This window comes from Pseudomonas sp. IT-P44 (assembly GCF_949768225.1).
Classification (GTDB): Bacteria; Pseudomonadota; Gammaproteobacteria; order Pseudomonadales; family Pseudomonadaceae; genus Aquipseudomonas; species Aquipseudomonas migulae.
Window position 1 is genome coordinate 1 of record NZ_CATKQM010000057.1, and the last position, 20,358, is coordinate 20,358.

The window sequence follows — 20,358 nt, forward strand, 5'->3', positions numbered from 1 at the left end:
GGAGCAGTTTTGACGTTAGGAGCGAGGCTTGCCCGCGAAGAGGTCATTACAGACCGTAACAAGACCCAACCCCCTCCATGGTGTAAGCTCTCAACCTCTCCGGATTCGACCCATTGCGAGCCCTATGCCGTCGCTTTTCAAACGCTCTCTGCTGCCCAAACTGCGCAGTTTTCCGCTGACCGCCGATGCCGTCACCATCCTTTCTGGCGCTGCCGAATTTCGTCGTTGCCTGTTGGAAAAAATTGCCCAGGCGACCCGGCGCATCTATATCGTCGCGCTGTACCTGCAACAGGATGAAGCCGGCCAGGAAATTCTCGATGCCTTGCACGCCGCCAAACTGGCGCGTCCAGAACTGGACGTGGTGGTGGTCGTCGATTGGCTGCGCGCCCAGCGTGGCTTGATCGGTGCCGGCAAACAGCCGGGCAATTCGGCGTGGTATCAGGAAACCACCCGAACCCATGCCAGCGTGGTCCCGGTGTACGGTGTGCCAGTGCAGACCCGCGAGCTGTTCGGCGTGCTGCATTTGAAAGGCTTCGTGATCGATGATTGCGTGATCTACAGCGGTGCGAGCCTGAACAACGTTTATCTGCACAAATTCGACAAATACCGCTACGACCGTTATCACCTGCTGCACAACGGTGCCCTGGCCGATTCGATGCAGCACCTGGTTCAGCACGGCCTGGTCGCCTCGAAAGCGGTGCATCGCCTCGATTTGCCGAACCTGCCGACCACCCGCAGCCTGCGCCACGACATCGGCGACCTGCGCAGCCGCCTGAAACATGCGGCGTACGACACCACGACGGGCACCACGGTTAAAGACGGTTTGTCGGTCAGCCCATTGCTTGGGGTCGGCAAGAACAACCCGTTGAGCCGGGTAATCTGCGAGTTGATCGCCAGCGCCCAGCATCAACTGACGATCTGCACGCCGTACTTCAACCTGCCGTTGGCGGTGACCCGGGAGATCAACCGGGCATTGGCCCGGGGTGTGAAGATCGACATCGTGGTCGGCGACAAAACCGCCAACGACTTCTACATCCCGCCGAGCGAGCCGTTCAAGGTGATCTCGGCGTTGCCGTACCTCTACGAGATCAGCCTGCGGCGTTTCGCCAAGCGTCATCATCGCAGCGTCGACAGCGGTCAGTTGAACCTGCACCTGTGGAAGGACGGCGATAACACCTATCACCTTAAAGGCATGTGGGTCGATCAGCGTTACACCTTGCTGACCGGCAACAACCTCAATCCGCGCGCATTCCGTCTCGACCTGGAAAACGCGCTGCTGATTGATGACCCCAAAAGTGAATTGCTGCAGCCGCGTCGCAGTGAACTGGCGGAGATCTTCCAGCACACCACCCGCATCGAGCGTTATCAGGACCTGCAAACCCTGCCGGATTACCCGGCGGGCGTGGCCAAGTTCCTCAAGCGTGTCAGTCGCGTGCGCATTGAACGCTTGCTCTATCGCATCCTATAAAGCCTGACGCTGCCGGGGCCCTGGCCACAGGGCCACCAGCAGCAACAACGCAGCCGCCACCAGATACGGCAAACGCGGTTCGATGCCGTAGATCAGCGTGGCGGTCAACGGCCCGATCACCACGCCGAACCCTTGGGCGGCGCCGATGGAGCCTGCGGTCGCGCCTTGCTCCGAGGCCTCGACCGCATTGGCGGCAAGCGCGGCGAAGGACGGGAAAATCAGGCCCATGCCGCTTGCCGAGACAAAGAACCCCAGCCACAACCCCCACGCCGAATCGACCATGATGCTGCCGGAAAACCCCAGCGCAGCGACCATCGCGCCGACCCGGATCAGCCGTAGCGGCGGCCATTCCAGTCGACGCACAACCAGCTGCGAACAGATCAACGCGAAGCCGACCATGGTCAGGGCGATACCGGCCGTTTGCGCGGCGTCGGCCGGGCTCATGCCCAGTCGATCGATGGCGAAGAAGCCGACGGTGATCTGCGCGACAGAAACGCACAGCATCGCCACGAACGCGACCGCCATGGGCCGGCGCAACCGTGGATCGTTGAGGTGCACCTTGCGCGGTGCCTGACGCAAGTGCAATTCCTGAGCCTTGAGTTTGTAACGCAGCACCAGGAACGCCAACAACGGTAAAAAAGCCATGGCGTAGAACGGCAGGCTCAGGCTGTATCGGGACAGCAACGCCGCTATCGCCGGGCCGATCACCAGCCCGCAGGCGTTGGCAGCGCCCAACGCGGCCATGGCTTTGGCGCGGTGTTGCGGCTCGACGTTGTCGGCAATCAGTGCATTGCAGCCGACCGGGATCGCTGCATAGAACACGCCGATCAGCCCGCGACCGAGCATCAGCCCGATAAACGCCAGCGCCGCTGAAGGCAGGAATCGCAAAGACGTGTCGATGAACAGGCACAAGGCCCAATAGGCGAGGGTGAATCCTGCAGTGCCGAGCAACAGAATGCGTCGTCGTCCAAAGCGGTCGCTGGCCTGACCCCATGGGCGCGCCAGCACCATCCAGATCACCCCGGACACCGTCACCGCCGCCCCGGCCTGCCAGGTGGCCAGGCCCAAGACCCGGGCGATGGGCCCGATCAAAGAAACGAACGCCATCATTGCCATGGTGCAGGCCATGTTGGCGACCATGAGCGGGCGCAGGTCGAAGGTTGAAGCGGACATGGGTGAGTCTTCCGTGAGCTTTTATTATTGGCGGGGGATGGTAGCAGGAGGGGAATGTGTAGGGGCTGAAAATGCCTTCGCGGGCAAGTCGGATCGCCGCACCGCTCGCTCCTACAGGGGATCGAATACCTCTGTAGGAGCGAGGCTTGCCCGCGAAGGGGTCCGCTCAGACGCTACAAAAAAATCAATTCAACCCCAGTTTCCCACGCAACGTCGACAAATCCTCAGCCAACGTATTCACCGGCCCAACCAGCGCCTTACGGTCGCTGTCCTTCACTTTGTCATAGGTCTCAAAACCGCCATCCCTGGTTTTGTACTTCGCCAGCGTCTTGTTCACCGTGGCAAAGTTTTTGTCGACCTTGGCAATGAACGCCGCGTCCTGCTTCTCGATCTGCGGACGGAACAGGTCGACGATTTTCTTGGCGCCGTCGATATTGCCCTGGAAGTCATACAGGTCGGTGTGGCTGTAACGATCCTCTTCGCCGGAGATCTTGGTGGCGGCGACTTCTTCCAGCAGCGCCGCCGCGCCGCCCACCACTTTTTCAGGCGGGAAGGTCAGGCCGGCCACGCGGGTTTGCAGGTCCTTGACGTCTTTGTTCAAGCCATCGGCCAGTTCGCCCAGGCCCTTGGTGCTCTTCTCGGAAAACAGCGAGTATTCGATGCGGTGGAAACCGGTGAAGTCTTCGGCTTTCACGCCTTTTTCGTGGTCGTCGACACGGGAGTCGATGGAGGCGTCGAGGTCACTGAACAGCTCGGCAATCGGCTCGATCGATTCGTAGTAAACCCGGGTCGGCGCGTAGAGTTTTTGCGCGGTGGCCAGGTCACCTTTTTTCACCGCATCGGTGAATTTCTGAGTGTGGCTGGCCAGTTCGTCCAGTTGCTCGGTGACGTAGATCTTGTAATCCGAAATCGGCCCCACCAGTTCCAGCGGCGCCGTCGCCGCGAAAGCCGAAAACGGGGTGTTGAGCAAACCAAGGGTCAGCAATAACGCGAGTGGCGACTTTTTCATGGGACGGTTCCGTGTTGGGGGTTGGTTAGGCGGTGGCTTTTGTTTGTGTGGCGTTGAGCAGCGAGCGACCGATGAAATCCTGGTCGCCCGTCACACCCGGCAGGGTGAAGAAGTACCCGCCGCCGACCGGCTTGAGGTACTCCTCGAGCGGCTCGCCGTTGAGACGGGTTTGCACGGTGATGAAGCCTTTTTCCAGGTCGGCCTGGTAGCAGATGAACAGCAAGCCCATGTCCAGCTGACCATTCTTGTTCACGCCGTTGGAGTAGTTGAACGGCCGGCGCAGGATCAGGTTGGCCTGACTCGCGGCGGTGCGCGGGTTGGCCAGGCGGATGTGCGCATCGAGCTTGGTCAGCTTGCCTTCCGGGTCCTTGGCGTAATCCGGAACCTCGGTTTCGTGGGCACCGCCCATGGGCGCGCCGGTGCTTTTGACCCGGCCGAGAATGCTTTCCTGTTCCTGCAACGGCGTGCGGTCCCAGCGCTCGACGAAGTTGCGGATGATCCGCACCGCTTGATAGCTGCCATTGACAGCCCACGCCGGTTCGTCGCTGCCGGGCTGGACCCAGACGATGCGATCCATGGCCTTGGCGTCGTTGGAATCGGGGTTGGCCGAGCCGTCGCGAAAGCCCAGAAAGTTACGCGCACTCTGCGCCGGCACACCGGGTTTCACCGGTGCCTGGGGCGGCACGCTGCCTTCCTGTTTCCAGCGCACCAGCAGCAAGTCCGGCAGGTTTTTCACGATATCGCGCAGGGCGTGGATGTTGGTGTCGGTGGTGTTGGAGCAGAACTGCAAACTCAGGTCGCCGTGGCAGCAATCGGCTTCCAGCGCATCGTTGGGGAAACCGACCATGCGGCTCAGCCGTTTCGGTTTGGCGTGGGCCAGGCCGAAGCGTTCGTCGAACAACGATTCACCCACCGAGACGGTGATGGTCAGGTTGTCGGGCGTGACCACCGGGCCAAGAATCCCTGAATCCACTGGCGGCAGTTTCGGATCGACCTGCGCCACCGGGCCGCCCTTCATCAGGAACGCGATGCGCTCATTGAGCGTGCGGAACAGCCGTTCGAGGTCTTCGCGGTCACTGGCCAACACATCAAACGACACCAACATGCCCGACGCCGGGCGCGGCGTGACGATGCCGCTTTGGTGCTGGCCGCGGAAGTCGTGGTGGTCTTCGGTCCGGTCGCTGCTCGGTGCTTCGGTGACTTGCGCGGGGCTGGCGGCCATGGCCGGGCAGCTCAATGCAGAACCGGCCAACGCCACACCGGCGGCCCCCATGCCCATCAATACCCGGCGACGCTGGAGGTTGAATTGCTCTGAATCGTTCATCTGAATGTCGTCTTCTGCTACAGGCCGGATAGGCCAAGGGCGGGATCGATTCCATCGAGTGCATCGGCCAGTGCCTTGGCCTTGTCGGCGATCTGTTTGCGTTGCGCGGCGCCGACCGTGTCGTAGCTTGCATAGCCGTCCTTGACCTTGAAGCCGTTGAGTTCGGCATTAAGGCTGGCGACAGCGCTGTCGATGGTTGGCAGCAGTTCGGCGGCGGACTTGGTCAGCAGCGGGCGCAACAGGTCGACGACTTTGCGGGCAGCTTCGAGGTTGCCGGCGAAACCGTTCAAATCGGTGTGGCTGTAGCGTTCTTCTTCACCGCTGCTGGCGCGCACGTCGCCGAGGTTATTGAGGTTGCGCACCACGATGCTGACCAGTTGTTCCGGGGGCAGCGATTGCGCGAGCAGTTGTTGCTTGAGCGTGGTGACGTCGGTCAGCAGCTGTTGGGCTACCGGTGTCAGGCCGTCGAGGTTGCGTTGCTGGAACAGCGCATATTCCAGGCGATGGAAACCCACGAAGCCGGGATCCTGCTCACGCTTTTCAAAGTAATCGGCACGGGCATTGATGGTGTTGTCCAGTTCCGCCAGGCGTTGCGTGGCCGGGGCAATGCGTTGATAGGCACTGCGCGCCGGGACGTACAAGGCTTGTGCCTGACTCAGGTCACCGGCTTCGATGGCTTGTTCAAGCGCAGTGACGGCCTTGATCAGCGCGGTACTTTGGCTGCTCAGATAAACGCGGAATTCCGACAGCGGCCCGACGAAAGCCACCATCGACGGCTTGGCCTTGGCTGCGGCATCGGACGCCGCGGTCGGTGTCACGTGCAACGTGCCACGAGGGTTGCTCAGCAGGCCGCAGGTGATCGCGTAATCGCCGGGCAACAGGTTGGCGTTGATCACCTGACTCAGGCCGGGCGCGATGTTTTCCCGTTCTTCGACCACCAGCACGCCGTCAAGGATTTCCCATTCAACGGCACGATCCGAGCGGTTGACGATGCGGAAACTGGCGCGACCGGCCGGCACCGTCAACGCGTTCGGTTCGCAGCTGTGGGGGTGAATGGTCACCAGCACTTCGTCATGGTTGGCCTGGCGTTTGGCCGCGGCCATTTTCGAGGCGTAGTAGAACAGGCCGCCGGCGGCGATCATCACGATCACCGAACCGGCCACCGCCCAGCGCAAGGCGCGGGGAGGGGAGGCCTGGGGAGGGGCTTGATTTGACATGGATGCCCTTACTGACTGGAAAAAATGCATTGGCGCACGCCCACCCTGTGGGAGCGAGACCGGCTTGCCGGCGATGGTCGTTAACGATGACGCTGGAGGCCTGATGCACCGCGGCGCTCTTATCGCGAGCAAGCTTGCTCCTACAAAGAAGCGGAAGAAGGTTGTTTAGCGGGTGCGGGCGCCGGGAGAAAAAACATCACCAACGCCACCAGCAGGTAAATCAGATAAGCGCCGAGGGTGCTGACGGTGGGCGCGTCCTGATAGCCGAACATGCCGGCCAGCACCGAGCCCAGCGGCCCGTCCATTGGCAGCGTCGCGCTGAAATCGAACAGCACGGTTTGCAGCTGATTCCACACCCCAGCTTCATGCAGCGCCTGCACCGAGTTGGCGAGAATGCCGGCCGCGACCACGAGGATGAACAGCCCTGTCCAGCGAAAGAACGCGCCGAGGTTCAGGCGCATGCTGCCGGTGTAAATGAGGAAGCCAACGATGATCGCCAGGATCAGGCCGAGCAGGGCGCCAATCGGGGCCGCCGGGCCTTCGCTTTGCTGGAACACCGCGAGCAGGAAAAACACCGTTTCCAGGCCTTCCCGGGCGACGGCGAAAAACACCATGGCAATCAGCGCCGTGACCTGATGTTTAGAGCCAGTCAGCGCCTGATCGAGGGAGACGTGCAGCGAATGCTTGATCGAACGCGCCACCTTGCGCATCCAGAACACCATGGAACTGAGGATGCCGACCGCCACCAGGCCGACCACACCTTCAAACAGTTCCTGTTGTTTCTGCGGGAACTCAGCGCTGACCAGTTCCAGGCCGCCGCCCACCAGCAGGGCCAGTGCGGCGGCGAGAAACACGCCGATCCACACGGCCGGCATCCACTGGCCACGACCGGTTTGCTTGAGGTAGCTGGCGATGATGCCGACGATCAATGCGGCCTCGATGCCTTCGCGCAGCATGATCAGAAAAGGAACAAGCATTCAGCACCGTCGTGGAATTAGATAGGGTGCTAATTTGTAACATAATGACACTCATTCCCAAATGCCAATAGTTGACATTTACCTGAACCTAACCTGAACAGCCCTCAACATCACCCAAGTACCCCCTGTAGGAGCGAGCGGTGCGGCGATCCGACTTGCCCGCGAAGAGGCCATGTCAGTCACTGTGGATGTTGAATGACACACTGCTTTCGCGAGCAAGCTTCGCTCCTACGGAACTGTGTCGCTGTGCGCTACTATGCCCTCCACTCAAACAACAGGGCACACCCCGCGCAATGTCGGAAAAAGACACCATTTCCATTCAACTGGTGCGTGAAGCGCTGTTGCAAAGTTGCGCCCCTGGCGCTGCCACCGACGAGGTGTTGAACAAGGTCGGCATCGATCCGGCGCTGCTGGAGTCCGCCGTTGCCCGCGTCCCGGCCACGGCCTATGCGCGTTTGTGGCGGTTGCTGGCCCGGCGTGGCGACGATGAGTTTTTTGGCATGGACCCGCGCAAGCTCAAATCCGGCAGCCTGGAGTTTCTGTGCCGCTGCTCGATGGTCCAGCCGAGCCTTGCCGCCGGCCTGACTTCGGGGCTGGGGTTTCTGTCGTTGATGCTCGAACACCTGCCCGCGCAGCTGGTTCGTCAGCAAAGTCTCGCGGAAATCGTCTTGCTGGAAGACGACCAGGACCCTCGCCGCGCGTTCACCTATTTCACCTACTGGATGATCGTTCACGGTGTTGCGTGTTGGCTGGCCGGGCGGCGGATTCCGATTCTGGCCATCGAGTTGCGCTGCCCGGAACCGGATTTCTGTGATGACTATCAGGTGATGTTTTCCGAGAACCTGCGTTTCGACCGGCCGCGCACCCGAATGATTTTTTCGGCCGATTGCCTGGATCTGCCGATCAAGCGCAGCGCGGAAGAACTCAAGCGCTTCCTGGCCCATGCGCCGGCCAATATTCTGGTCAAGTACCGCGACCCGGAGAGTCTGGCGAGTCGGATCAAGCACGATTTGCGGCAATTGCCCGCCGAGCAGTGGCCGGAAACCGAACCTCTGGCACAGCAACTGTGCATGTCGGCCTCGACCTTGCGGCGGCGGCTGGCGGAGGAGGGGCAGACCTATCAAGGCCTCAAGGACGGCGTGCGCAAGGAACTGGCCATTGTCTGGCTGGCGGAGCCGAGTATCAGCTTCGCCGAAATCGCCACGCGGCTGGGGTTTGCCGATGCGAGCTCGTTCTACAAGGCGTTTCGCAAATGGTCGGGGTCGAATCCGGGGCATTATCGGAGTTTGATTCTGACCGAGGCGAGCTGATCCGGGTTTTGTGGTGATTGGGCGGGCCTCTTCGCGGGCAAGCCTCGCTCCTACAGAGAAATGCGATCCCCTGTAGGAGCGAGGCTTGCCCGCGAAGGCGTCAAACCAGGCGCCACATCTGTTGGATCTTGGCCAAACCAGTCAGACAACTTGATAGCTTTGACCATTGCCCCACCCCCCGCGCAGAGCGAGTATTTCGCTGTTGGTTACGCTTCCCCCAACCTAATAAAAATACCGAGGGATTCTGGCAATGCGCGATTACTTGTCTGCCACGTCACAGTTCAATTATCAGCACACCGTCGACGCCGCACTCGCGGGTAACCTGACGGCCCTCAATGCCTGTGTCGAGTGTTGCGACCGGCATGCGTTGCCAGGTCGCATCGCGCTGTTCTGGGAAGGCCGGGACGGCACCAGTGCGACGTACACCTTCAGCGACTTGCAGGACAAGGCTGCACGTTTCGCCAATTTCCTGCTGGCGCAGGGCGTAAAAAAAGGCGACAAGGTCGCCGGCCTGCTGCCGCGCAATATCGAATTGTTGATCACCGTGTTCGCCACCTGGCGCATCGGCGCGGTGTATCAGCCGCTGTTCACCGCGTTCGGCCCCAAGGCCATCGAACACCGCTTGAGCAGCTCCGGCGCCAAAGTGGTGGTGACCGACGCAGTCAATCGCTCGAAACTCGCTGAAGTCGCCGACTGCCCGACCATCGTCACCGTCGGCGGTGCAAAAGGCCAGGGCATCGTCCGTGGCGATTTCAGTTTCTGGGCCGAACTGGCCAACTATTCCGCTGACTGCGAACCGGTGCTGCTGACCGGCGAAGACCCGTTCCTGCTGATGTTCACCTCTGGCACGACCGGCCCGTCGAAAGCGCTTTCGGTGCCGCTCAAGGCAATCGTCGCGTTCGAGAGCTACACCCGCGACGCCGTGGACCTTCGCCCTGAAGACGCTTTCTGGAACGTCGCCGATCCGGGTTGGGCCTACGGCATCTATTTCGGCGTCACCGGGCCGATGGCGATGGGGCATCCGATCACCTTTTACGATGGCCCGTTCACCCTCGAAAGCACCTGCCGGGTGATCAATAAATACGGCATCACCAACCTCACTGGCTCACCGACCGCCTATCGTCTGCTGATCGCCGGTGGCGATGAGTTCGCTAAGTCGATCAAAGGCAAGCTTCGCATCGTCAGCAGCGCCGGCGAGCCGTTGAACCCGGAAGTGATCCGCTGGTTCGCCGACAACCTCGGCGTGGTGATTCACGACCATTATGGCCAGACCGAATTGGGCATGGTCCTGTGCAACCACCACGGCCTCGATCATCCGATCCACATGGGCGCCGCCGGTTTTGCTTCGCCGGGCCACCGCATCGTGGTGCTGGACGAGGAGTACAAGGAACTGGGTGTCGGCCAACCGGGCATCCTCGCCATCGACCGCACTCAGTCGCCGATGTGCTGGTTCAACGGCTACGAAGGCGCACCGACCAAAGCCTTCGTCGGCAACTATTACCTGAGCGGCGACACCGTCGAGTGGAACCCGGACGGCAGCATCAGTTTCGTCGGCCGCAGTGACGACGTGATCACCACTTCCGGCTATCGCGTCGGCCCGTTCGATGTGGAAAGCGCATTGATCGAACACCCGGCCGTCGTCGAAGCCGCCGTGGTGGGCAAACCCGATCCGGAGCGCACCGAACTGGTCAAAGCCTTCGTCGTGCTCAGCGCGCAATACCGTGCCGCGCCGGAGTTGGCCGAAGAACTGCGCCAACATGTGCGCAAACGTCTGGCCGCGCACTCGTACCCCCGTGAAATCGAATTTGTCAGCGAATTGCCGAAAACCCCAAGCGGCAAATTGCAGCGCTTTATCTTGCGCAACCAGGAAATCGCCAAGGCTCAAGAGGCCTCAGCGAAGAACGTTTCAGCTTGAATCCAAGGAAACAATGATGCAGATCGAAAACAAGGTTTTTCTCGTCACCGGCGGTGCCTCCGGGCTCGGTGCGGCCACGGCTGAAATGCTGGTCGCGGCCGGCGCCAAAGTGATGCTGGTGGACATGAACGCCGAAGCGGTCGCGGCCCAGGCTGAACGTCTTGGCGCGCAAAGCGTGGTCGCGGACATCAGCAACGAAGCGGCGGCGGAAGCGGCGGTGCAGGCCACGGTCAAGGCCTTCGGTGGCCTGAACGGTCTGGTCAACTGCGCCGGCATCGTGCGTGGCGAGAAGATCCTCGGCAAAAACGGTCCGCATGCACTGGCCAGTTTCAGCCAGGTGATCAACGTCAACCTGATCGGCAGCTTCAACATGCTGCGTCTGGCGTCGGCGGCCATCGCCGAAACCGAGCCGGATGCTGATGGCGAGCGCGGTGTGATCATCAACACCGCTTCCGCTGCAGCCTATGACGGCCAGATCGGCCAGGCGGCCTATGCGGCATCGAAAGGCGCGATTGTCAGCCTGACCTTGCCGGCGGCTCGTGAACTGGCGCGCTTCGGTATCCGTGTGATGACCATCGCCCCGGGGATTTTCGAGACGCCGATGATGGCCGGCATGACCCCGGAAGTCCGCGATTCCCTTGCCGCTGGCGTGCCGTTTCCACCACGTTTGGGCAAACCGGCCGAGTACGCGCAGCTGGTCAGGCATATCATTGATAACAGCATGCTCAATGGCGAGGTGATCCGTCTCGACGGTGCCTTGCGCATGGCCGCCAAGTAAGGAGGATTTGTCATGACCCTTTCCCACGATCCAATCGTTATCGTCAGCGCCGTCCGTACCCCAATGGGCGGTTTCCAGGGCGAACTGAAAAGCCTGACTGCACCGCAATTGGGTGCCGCCGCGATTCGCGCCGCTGTTGAGCGCGCCGGTGTTGCGCCGGACGCGGTTGAAGAAGTGCTGTTTGGCTGCGTGCTGCCCGCCGGCCTCGGCCAGGCCCCGGCGCGCCAGGCTGCACTGGGCGCCGGGCTGGATAAATCGACCCGCTGCACCACCCTGAACAAGATGTGCGGTTCCGGTATGGAAGCGGCCATTCTGGCTCATGACATGCTGCTCGCCGGCAGCGCCGATGTGGTGGTGGCGGGTGGCATGGAAAGCATGTCCAACGCGCCATACCTGCTGGACCGCGCCCGTAGCGGCTATCGCATGGGCCATGGCCGTGTGCTCGACTCCATGTTCCTCGACGGCCTGGAAGACGCCTACGACAAGGGCCGCCTGATGGGCACTTTCGCGGAAGATTGCGCTGAAACCAACGGCTTCAGCCGCGAAGCCCAGGATGCGTTTGCCATCGCTTCGACCACCCGCGCGCAGCAGGCGATCAAGGACGGCAGCTTCAAGGACGAGATCGTGCCGCTGACCGTGACCGTCGGCAAAGAGCAAGTCGTCATCAGCAACGACGAACAGCCGCCGAAAGCCAAACTGGACAAGATTGCCTCGCTGAAACCGGCCTTCCGCGAAGGCGGCACGGTGACGGCGGCGAACTCCAGTTCGATTTCTGACGGTGCGGCGGCGTTGGTGCTGATGCGCCGTTCCGAAGCGGACAAGCGCGGCCTGAAACCGCTGGCGGTGATCCATGGCCACGCGGCATTCGCCGACACGCCGGGCCTATTCCCGGTGGCACCGATCGGCGCGATCAAGCGGCTGATGAAGAAAACCGGCTGGTCGCTGAATGACGTGGACCTGGTGGAAGTCAACGAAGCCTTTGCCGTGGTCGGCATGGCAGCGATGACCCATCTGGAAATCCCCCACGCGAAACTCAACGTGCACGGCGGCGCTTGCGCCTTGGGCCACCCGATCGGTGCGTCCGGCGCGCGGATCCTCGTGACCCTGCTCTCGGCCCTGCGCCAGAAAGGCCTGAAACGCGGCGTTGCGGCGATCTGCATCGGCGGCGGCGAAGCCACGGCGATGGCCGTGGAATGCCTGTACTAGGCCAACCTACCCCCTGTGGGAGCCAGCCTGCTGGCGATGCGGTATGTCATAAAAGCAGACAGTGACTGACACGACGCCATCGCCAGCAGGCTGGCTCCCACAGAGTTCTGTGTCGTACCCAGGATTTTAAGGATTTGCCATGATTCCCAATGACGAACAACTGCAGATCAGCGAAGCGGCCCGGCAGTTTGCCCAGGAACGGCTGAAACCGTTCGCCGCCGAATGGGACCGTGAGCACCGTTTTCCCAAGGAAGCCATCGGCGAAATGGCTGAACTGGGCTTCTTCGGCATGCTGGTGCCCGAACAGTGGGGCGGGTGCGACACCGGCTACCTGGCCTACGCCATGGCCCTGGAAGAAATCGCCGCCGGCGACGGCGCCTGCTCGACCATCATGAGCGTGCACAACTCGGTCGGCTGCGTGCCGATCCTCAACTACGGCAACGACGACCAGAAAGAACGCTTTCTCAAACCGTTGGCCAGCGGTGCAATGCTTGGCGCTTTCGCCTTGACCGAGCCGCAGGCCGGCTCCGATGCCAGTGGCCTGAAAACCCGTGCGCGCCTGGAAGGCGATCATTACGTCCTGAACGGTTGCAAACAGTTCATCACCTCCGGGCAGAACGCCGGCGTGGTGATCGTGTTTGCGGTGACGGACCCGAGCGCCGGCAAACGCGGGATCACCGCACTGATCGTGCCGACCGATTCACCGGGCTACAAAGTCGCCCGCGTCGAGGACAAACTCGGCCAGCATGCGTCCGACACCTGCCAGATTTTGTTCGAAGACGTCAAAGTGCCGGTGGCCAACCGCTTGGGCGAGGAGGGCGAAGGCTATCGAATTGCCCTGGCCAACCTCGAAGGCGGCCGCGTCGGCATCGCTTCGCAATCGGTGGGCATGGCCCGAGCCGCGTTTGAAGCGGCGCGGGATTACGCCCGTGAGCGCGAGAGTTTCGGCAAACCGATCATCGAGCATCAGGCCGTCGCGTTCCGCCTCGCGGACATGGCGACCCAGATCGCCGTCGCCCGGCAAATGGTGCATTACGCCGCTGCGCTGCGTGACAGCGGCAAACCGGCGTTGGTCGAGGCGTCCATGGCCAAACTGTTCGCCTCGGAAATGGCCGAAAAGGTCTGCTCTGCTGCATTGCAAACCCTCGGCGGTTACGGTTACCTGAACGACTTCCCGCTGGAGCGGATCTACCGCGACGTGCGGGTATGCCAGATCTACGAAGGCACCAGCGATATTCAGCGCATGGTCATTTCGCGCAGTCTTTAAGAAGGAGTCCATTGTGAGTTACGAAACGATTTTGCTGGAAATCCATGGCCGTGTCGGCCTGATCACCCTGAACCGTCCGCAGGCGCTGAACGCGTTGAACGCGCAGATCGTCAGCGAACTGAACCATGCCCTCGATGGCCTGGAAGCCGATTCGAACATCGGTTGCATCGTGCTGACCGGCTCGAAAAAAGCCTTCGCCGCCGGTGCCGACATCAAGGAAATGGCTGAGCTGACCTACCCGCAGATCTACCTCGACGATCTGTTCAGCGACAGCGATCGCGTGGCCAACCGCCGCAAGCCGATCATCGCTGCTGTGAACGGTTTTGCCCTGGGCGGTGGTTGTGAACTGGCGTTGATGTGCGACTTCATCCTGGCCGGCGATAACGCCCGGTTCGGCCAACCGGAAATCAACCTCGGCGTGTTGCCGGGCATGGGCGGCACCCAGCGCCTGACTCGCGCAGTCGGTAAAGCCAAGGCGATGGAAATGTGCCTGAGCGGGCGTTTGATCGATGCGGTTGAAGCGGAGCGTTGCGGGATCGTCGCGCGGATCGTTCCAGCGGATGAATTGCTGGAAGAAGCGCTGAAAGTCGCCGCGTTGATCGCCAAGAAGTCGCTGCCGATTGCGATGATGGTCAAGGAAAGCGTCAACCGCGCCTTCGAAGTGAGCCTGTCGGAAGGCGTGCGCTTTGAGCGTCGGGTGTTCCATGCGGCGTTTGCGACGCAGGATCAGAAGGAAGGGATGGCGGCGTTTATTGCCAAGCGTGAGGCGGAGTTCGTCGGTAAGTGATGTAGCGTTCTCACGGACGTCTTCGCGGGCAAGCCTCGCTCCTACGGGTTATGTGTTGTTCATGCGAACACCGATAACCTGTAGGAGCGAGGCTTGCCCGCGAAGCTTTTTAAGGTTCACACCAGATAATTCTTCAACTCGCGGGCAATCACCATCCGCTGAATCTCGCTAGATCCTTCATAAATCTGCGTGATCCGCGCATCCCGGTAGTAACGCTCCACCGGGTAATCCTCCAGATACCCGTACCCGCCATGGATCTGCATCGCTGACGAGCAGACCTTCTCAGCCATTTCCGAGGCAAACAGCTTGGCCTGCGAAGCCTCCGACAGACACGGCTTGCCGGCACTGCGCAACCGCGCGGCGTGCAGGATCATCAACCGTGCAGCGTTGAGTTGCATGTGCATGTCGGCCAGCATGTTGGCGATGCTCTGGTGCTCGATGATCGGCTTGGCGAACTGCACGCGATCACGGGAGTAGGCCAGCGCCGCTTCGAAAGCGGCACGCGCGATACCCAAGGCCTGCGCGGCGATGCCGATGCGTCCGCCTTCGAGGTTGGAGAGGGCGATGGCCAGGCCTTTACCGCGTTCACCCAACAGATTGGCTTCGGGGATGGTGCAGTTGCTCAGGGTGACTGCGCAGGTATCGGAGGCGCGAATGCCCATCTTGTGTTCGGTGCGATCAACGATGAAACCGGCGGTATCGGTCGGCACCAGAAACGCCGAGATACCACGCTTGCCCAGGTCCGGATCGGTCACGGCAAACACAATCGCCAGTTTCGCCCGTTTACCGTTGCTGACGAATTGCTTGGCGCCGTTGATCACCCACTGGCCGTCGCGCAGTTCGGCGCGGGTACGCAGGTTATGCGCCTCGGAACCGGCTTGCGGCTCGGTCAGGCAGAAGCAGCCGATGGCCTTGCCGCTGGCCAGATCCGGCAACCAGGTCTGTTTCTGTTCGTCGGTGCCGTAGTTCATGACCGGCCCGCAACCCACGGAATTGTGGATGCTCATCAGTGCGCCCGTGGCGCCGTCGCCGGCGGAAATCTCTTCCACCGCCAGGGCGTAGGCGACGTAATCGACATAAGTGCCGCCCCATTCCTCGGGCACCACCATGCCCAGCAGCCCCAGTTCGCCCATCTTCGCCACCAGACCGTCGTCGATCCAGCCGGCCTTTTCCCAGGCTTGCGCGTGGGGCGCGATTTCGCCGCGGGCAAAGTCCCGGGCCATGTCGCGGATCATGACTTGCTCTTCGCTCAATTCGATATCGTGCATGGCTCAGCTCCCGCTCCGGTCAAACCCTTTGAAAAAACTCGCGACGTGTGTGGCGTCCAGCGCCTGCAAGGTCGGCGGGTTCCAGCGCGGGGTCTTGTCTTTGTCGATCAGCAAGGCGCGCACGCCTTCGATCAGGTCGCCGCGCTCGAACCACTGACGGTCCAGGTGCAGCTCCAGGGCAAAACAGTCTTCCAGACTCAGGTGCCGACCGCGCCGCAGCATTTCCAGGGTCACGCCCATGGCCAACGGTGAACGGCTTTGCAGCAGGTCGGCGGTGGTGGTCGCCCATTCATGGCTGTCGGCAACCGTGACGTCGCGCAGTTGTTCAACAATACCCGGCACATCGGGCAGGGCGAAGAAGTGATCGATGGCCGGGCGCAGCGCTTCCAATGGCGCGTCCGGTAGTTGCTGCACGGCGAGTCGGGCCAGCAGGCCTTGCAGGTCCTTGAGCGGCGTGTCGTGCCATTCCAGCTGATCGAGTTTTTCGTCCAGCGTCGCCAGTTTGCTGCTGTCCAGATACCAGTCGGCCAGGCCGCAATAGAGCGCATCCGCCGCACGGATCTGCACGCCGCTGACGCCCAGGTAGATCCCCAGTTCACCGGGGATGCGCGGCAGGAAGTAGCTGCCACCGACGTCCGGGAAATAACCGATGGCCACTTCCGGCATCGCCAGGCGGCTTTTCTCGGTGACCACGCGTAAATCGGCGCCTTGCACCAGGCCCATGCCGCCACCCAGGACGAAGCCGTCCATCAGAGCGAGAACCGGTTTGCGGTAATGGTGAATCGCGAGGTCGAGGGCGTATTCCTCGACGAAGAAGTCTTCGTGCAGGGTGTCGCCGTTTTTGAAGCTGTCATACAGCGAGCGGATGTCGCCGCCGGCACAAAAGGCTTTTTCGCCGGCACCGCGCAAGACCACCGCGTGAATGTTCGAGTCCTGCGCCCAGGCGTCGAGCTGACGCTGCAGATTGCGCACCATGTCGAGGGTAATGGCGTTGAGGCCGGCGGGGCGGTTGAGGGTCAGGTGACCGATATGGTTGCGAACCTCGGCCAGCACGTCGTTTTGCGTGGCATCCATGGACGAAGTCCACTTCGATGAAACCTGAGCAGTCATCACTAACTCCCTGCTTTTATTGTTCTTTATAGAGAAGCTCGCGCGCGAGCGATGCTGGATCGTAACAGTGCAAATTTGCCTAGTACAACCCGGATATGTGCAGGTCTCGTGTGCATTTTTGTAATAGCGCTGAAGAACTTCCCTCTCAAGACCACCGCGGGCCGCGCTCACGACCGAATCGGCTGTGAAAACAGCCTTATCAGCGCAATCGGGGCGTCTGGAACGGCCCTTACGACACCTGCAACAGGTTATCTGTTGGCATTCTGGCCGTGCTTTTGAAGCCGTCTGTGCCGAGGGTTTCAGGCTGGAGGCCGCAACGTGCGGCCCCTCGAACAAAACAATAAGAACGCTGTTGCGGCTCGCGCCGCACCGACTCTCTGTTCCTGCCCATAAAGGCGGTCCGGTTCGCCAGGCCGCGATAACTCCAAACAAATCGGGACTCAAGAAGATGAATATCAAATGGCTGACTTTGCCGACACTCGCGCTGCTGTGCTGCACCACCGGCGCCCATGCCAAGGAATGGAAAGAGCTGCGATTCGGCGTCAACCCAAGCTACCCGCCTTTTGAGTCAACCACCGCCGATGGCGGCGTGCAGGGCTTTGGCGTGGACCTGGGCAACGCGATCTGTGCCGAGCTGAAACTGACTTGCGTGTGGGTCAGCAATGATTTCGACGGGCTGATTCCAGCCCTCAAGGCCGGCAAGTTCGACGCCATCGAATCGTCGATGACCGTGACCGAGCCGCGCAAAAAGCAGATCGACTTCACCGACCGTCTGTACGCCGGGCCGACCGCCATCGTCACCCGCAAGGACTCCGGGCTGCTGCCCACCGCCGAGTCGCTGCGGGGCAAGACCATCGGTTACATGCAGGGCACGATTCAGGAAACCTACGCCAAGGCCAAACTGGGGCCGGGCGGCGTGAAGCTGCGCGCTTATCAGAATCAGGATCAGGTGTACGCCGACCTGGTTTATGGCCGTCTCGATGCGTCGATCCAGGACAAGCTGCAAGCACAGATGAGCTTTCTCACATCGCCACAAGGGGCTGACTTCCAGAACAGCGAAGGCATCAGCGACCCGTTGGTGCCGTCGGAAATCGCCATCGGCGTGCGCAAGGACAACGAAGAACTCAAAGGCATGCTCAATGCCGCCATCAAGGCCCTGCATGACAAGGGCATCTACGCACAGATCCAGCAGAAGCATTTCGGCGATCTGGACCTCTACAACAACTGATCCTCGCGCCCCAAGACACTGTGCCGTGAACCGGCACAGTGTTTCATCGTGGGCGCCTCAAGACAGGTGACTGGCGTGAATTCCTTCCTGAATCTGATCGGGCTCGATGTTTCGGCCCTGCAAGGCTATGGCCCATTGTTGCTGCACGGCACCTGGGTCACGCTGAAACTGTCGGCGCTCTCGCTGCTGGTGAGCATGGCGCTGGGGCTGCTCGGCGCGGCGGCAAAGCTGTCGCCGCTGAAGCTGTTAAACCTGCCGGCAACCTTCTACACCACCTTGATTCGCGGTGTGCCGGACCTGGTACTGATGCTGCTGATTTTCTACAGCCTGCAAGGCTGGCTGAGCAGCCTGACCGAAGCGATGGGCTGGCCGTACATGGAAATCGACCCGTTCGTGGCCGGGATTATCACCCTCGGGTTTATCTATGGCGCGTATTTCACCGAGACCTTTCGCGGGGCGATCCTCAGCGTGCCGCGTGGACAGCAGGAAGCCGCGGCGTGTTTCGGTTTGAACCGCTGGCAGCGGTTTCGCTTCGTGGTGTTTCCGCAAATGATGCGTTTCGCCTTGCCGAGCCTGGGCAACAACTGGCTGGTGTTGCTCAAGGCCACGGCGCTGGTGTCGATCATCGGCTTGTCGGACCTGGTCAAGGTCGCGCAAGAGGCCGGTAAAAGCACCTTCAACATGCTCGATTTCCTGCTGATGGCGGGGGCGCTTTATCTGCTGATCACCAGCGCGTCGAACTACGCCTTGCGAGTGTTGGAGCGGCGTTACAACCAGGGCGTACGGGGGATGGTGCGATGATCGAGTTGATTGCCGAATACTGGAAACCCTTTCTGTTCAGCGACGGCGAGACCCTCACAGGCCTGGCGATGACCCTGTGGTTGCTGGTGGCGAGCATCGCGATGGGCTTTGTCCTGTCGTTGCCGTTGGCGATCCTGCGCACCTCGCGCTGGGGCTTGCTGCGCTGGCCGGTTCAGCTGTTTACCTACGTGTTTCGCGGTACGCCGCTGTATATCCAGCTGCTGATTTGCTACAGCGGGATCTACGGCATCGCGGTGGTGCGCTCGCAGCCGCTGCTCGAAGCGTTCTTTCGCGACGCGATGAATTGCACGCTGCTTGCGTTCACCCTCAACACTTGCGCCTATACCGTGGAAATTTTCGCCGGGGCGATCCGCAGCATTCCCTACGGTGAGATCGAGGCCGCCCACGCTTATGGTTTGAGCGGCTGGCGTCTGTACCTGCGACTGATCCTGCCCTCGGCGCTGCGCCGGGCGCTGCCGTATTACAGCAACGAAGTGATTCTGATGCTGCACGCGACTTCGGTGGCCTTCACCGCAACCATTCCGGACATTCTCAAAGTCGCCCGCGACGCCAACGCCGCGACCTTCATGACCTTTCAGGCGTTCGGCATTGCCGGCCTGCTGTACCTCGCGTTGTCGTTTGGCCTGGTTGTCGCATTTCGTCTCGCGGAAAAGCGCTGGCTGAGCTTTCTCGGGCCGACTCATTAATCCAATTATCCAGAGCAGCGCCGAATCGGGTGCTGCTGCAGGGGTGTCTGCATGTACAAACTCACGGTTGAAAATCTGTATAAACGTTTTGGTGACAATGAAGTGCTCAAGGGCGTCTCGTTGAATGCGCGGGCAGGGGACGTGGTGAGCATGATCGGCGCCAGCGGTTCAGGCAAAAGCACCATGCTGCGCTGCATCAATTTTCTGGAACGGGCGGACGAGGGCGCCATCGAACTCGACGGCGAACGGGTCATCACTCGCCCGGGCACGGGTGGCATGCGCGTCGCCCATCCGGCACAGTTGCAGCGCTTGCGCACGCGCCTGGCGATGGTGTTCCAGCATTTCAACTTGTGGAGTCACCTGACCGTCCTGGAAAACATCGTGTTGGCGCCGTGCCGGGTGCTGGGCATCAGCCGCAAGGCGGCTGAAGAAAGTGCGCGGGCTTATCTGGACAAGGTCGGCTTGCCGCAGCGAGTCGCCGATCAATACCCGGCGTTTCTCTCCGGCGGCCAGCAGCAACGGGTGGCGATTGCCCGGGCACTGGCGGTGGAGCCGGAAATTCTGCTGTTCGACGAGCCGACCTCGGCCCTTGATCCGGAATTGGTCGGCGAAGTGCTCAAGGTGATTCAGGCACTGGCGGAAGAAGGCCGGACCATGTTGATGGTGACCCACGAAATGGGCTTTGCCCGACAGGTGTCGAGCCAGGTGTTGTTCTTGCATCAGGGGCGGGTCGAGGAGCAGGGTGATGCGACGATCCTCGACCGGCCAAACAGTGAACGTTTGCAGCAATTCCTATCGGGTCGTTTGAAGTGA

At 61.3% G+C, this 20,358-nt stretch carries 18 protein-coding genes; 11 read left to right on the top strand and 7 right to left on the bottom strand.

The window, feature by feature from the left end:
- Window positions 1-124 precede the first annotated feature (124 nt).
- On the top strand, window positions 125-1,468 hold the full coding sequence (pssA, locus tag ACM6IO_RS23875; RefSeq protein ID WP_414912345.1) for a CDP-diacylglycerol--serine O-phosphatidyltransferase: 1,344 nt from the start codon (window positions 125-127) through the stop codon (window positions 1,466-1,468).
- Here pssA and ACM6IO_RS23880 read toward each other — a convergent pair.
- The 5 genes from ACM6IO_RS23880 to efeU form a co-directional block, all read right to left on the bottom strand.
- A complete protein-coding gene (locus ACM6IO_RS23880; RefSeq protein WP_223414365.1) occupies window positions 1,463-2,641 on the bottom strand; it encodes an MFS transporter in 1,179 nt (392 codons plus the stop codon). The genes pssA and ACM6IO_RS23880 overlap by 6 nt on opposite strands.
- Before the next feature lie 184 nt (window positions 2,642-2,825).
- The gene (gene efeO / locus ACM6IO_RS23885; protein WP_008038359.1) at window positions 2,826-3,650 is read right to left on the bottom strand and encodes an iron uptake system protein EfeO; all 825 of its coding nucleotides are present in this window, start codon (window positions 3,648-3,650) and stop codon (window positions 2,826-2,828) included.
- A gap of 25 nt (window positions 3,651-3,675) precedes the next feature.
- Window positions 3,676-4,974: an iron uptake transporter deferrochelatase/peroxidase subunit gene (gene efeB, locus ACM6IO_RS23890; protein ID WP_414912346.1), complete on the bottom strand. Its 1,299-nt coding sequence runs from the start codon at window positions 4,972-4,974 to the stop codon at window positions 3,676-3,678.
- Between the two features lie 17 nt (window positions 4,975-4,991).
- Window positions 4,992-6,191 (bottom strand): iron uptake system protein EfeO, encoded by a 1,200-nt coding sequence (efeO, locus tag ACM6IO_RS23895; protein ID WP_414912347.1) that lies wholly within the window; start codon window positions 6,189-6,191, stop codon window positions 4,992-4,994.
- A 140-nt stretch (window positions 6,192-6,331) separates the two neighbouring features.
- The gene (gene efeU, locus ACM6IO_RS23900; RefSeq protein ID WP_414912348.1) at window positions 6,332-7,168 is read right to left on the bottom strand and encodes an iron uptake transporter permease EfeU; all 837 of its coding nucleotides are present in this window, start codon (window positions 7,166-7,168) and stop codon (window positions 6,332-6,334) included.
- 293 nt (window positions 7,169-7,461) lie between these two features.
- Between efeU and ACM6IO_RS23905 the strand changes: the two genes are divergently transcribed.
- From ACM6IO_RS23905 to ACM6IO_RS23930, 6 genes are all read left to right on the top strand, one after another.
- Entirely contained in the window at window positions 7,462-8,478 is a 1,017-nt protein-coding gene (locus ACM6IO_RS23905; protein ID WP_223481280.1) for an AraC family transcriptional regulator, read from the top strand.
- Between the two features lie 250 nt (window positions 8,479-8,728).
- Window positions 8,729-10,393, top strand: coding sequence for an AMP-binding protein (locus ACM6IO_RS23910; protein WP_414912349.1), 1,665 nt, complete (start codon window positions 8,729-8,731; stop codon window positions 10,391-10,393).
- 16 nt (window positions 10,394-10,409) lie between these two features.
- Window positions 10,410-11,171, top strand: a complete 762-nt coding sequence (locus tag ACM6IO_RS23915; RefSeq protein WP_008026522.1) for an SDR family NAD(P)-dependent oxidoreductase — start codon at window positions 10,410-10,412, stop codon at window positions 11,169-11,171.
- Window positions 11,172-11,183: 12 nt separating this feature from the next.
- Entirely contained in the window at window positions 11,184-12,377 is a 1,194-nt protein-coding gene (locus ACM6IO_RS23920) for an acetyl-CoA C-acyltransferase (RefSeq protein WP_192227238.1), read from the top strand.
- Window positions 12,378-12,516: 139 nt separating this feature from the next.
- Window positions 12,517-13,644 carry an acyl-CoA dehydrogenase gene (locus ACM6IO_RS23925; RefSeq protein WP_008026517.1) on the top strand — a complete coding sequence of 376 codons (1,128 nt, stop codon included), beginning with the start codon at window positions 12,517-12,519 and terminating at the stop codon, window positions 13,642-13,644.
- Window positions 13,645-13,657: 13 nt separating this feature from the next.
- A complete protein-coding gene (locus ACM6IO_RS23930) occupies window positions 13,658-14,431 on the top strand; it encodes an enoyl-CoA hydratase (RefSeq protein WP_192227237.1) in 774 nt (257 codons plus the stop codon).
- Between the two features lie 116 nt (window positions 14,432-14,547).
- On the opposite strand, the gene ACM6IO_RS23935 is transcribed toward ACM6IO_RS23930, so the two are convergent.
- Both ACM6IO_RS23935 and ACM6IO_RS23940 read right to left on the bottom strand, forming a co-directional pair.
- Complete coding sequence (locus ACM6IO_RS23935) at window positions 14,548-15,699, bottom strand: acyl-CoA dehydrogenase family protein (RefSeq protein ID WP_008026512.1); 1,152 nt, start codon at window positions 15,697-15,699, stop codon at window positions 14,548-14,550.
- Between the two features lie 3 nt (window positions 15,700-15,702).
- Window positions 15,703-16,809 carry an enoyl-CoA hydratase/isomerase family protein gene (locus ACM6IO_RS23940; RefSeq protein WP_414912350.1) on the bottom strand — a complete coding sequence of 369 codons (1,107 nt, stop codon included), beginning with the start codon at window positions 16,807-16,809 and terminating at the stop codon, window positions 15,703-15,705.
- Window positions 16,810-17,257: 448 nt separating this feature from the next.
- Here ACM6IO_RS23940 and ACM6IO_RS23945 point away from each other — a divergent pair, with 448 nt between their 5' ends.
- The 4 genes from ACM6IO_RS23945 to ACM6IO_RS23960 all read left to right on the top strand — a co-directional run bounded on the left by ACM6IO_RS23945 (window position 17,258) and on the right by ACM6IO_RS23960 (window position 20,358).
- Complete coding sequence (locus tag ACM6IO_RS23945) at window positions 17,258-18,037, top strand: transporter substrate-binding domain-containing protein (protein WP_008026508.1); 780 nt, start codon at window positions 17,258-17,260, stop codon at window positions 18,035-18,037.
- Between the two features lie 75 nt (window positions 18,038-18,112).
- Entirely contained in the window at window positions 18,113-18,838 is a 726-nt protein-coding gene (locus ACM6IO_RS23950) for an ABC transporter permease (RefSeq protein ID WP_192227235.1), read from the top strand.
- Window positions 18,835-19,545 carry an ABC transporter permease gene (locus ACM6IO_RS23955; RefSeq protein ID WP_414912351.1) on the top strand — a complete coding sequence of 237 codons (711 nt, stop codon included), beginning with the start codon at window positions 18,835-18,837 and terminating at the stop codon, window positions 19,543-19,545. The genes ACM6IO_RS23950 and ACM6IO_RS23955 overlap by 4 nt, the downstream gene beginning before the upstream one ends.
- Before the next feature lie 51 nt (window positions 19,546-19,596).
- Complete coding sequence (locus ACM6IO_RS23960) at window positions 19,597-20,358, top strand: ABC transporter ATP-binding protein (RefSeq protein ID WP_414912352.1); 762 nt, start codon at window positions 19,597-19,599, stop codon at window positions 20,356-20,358.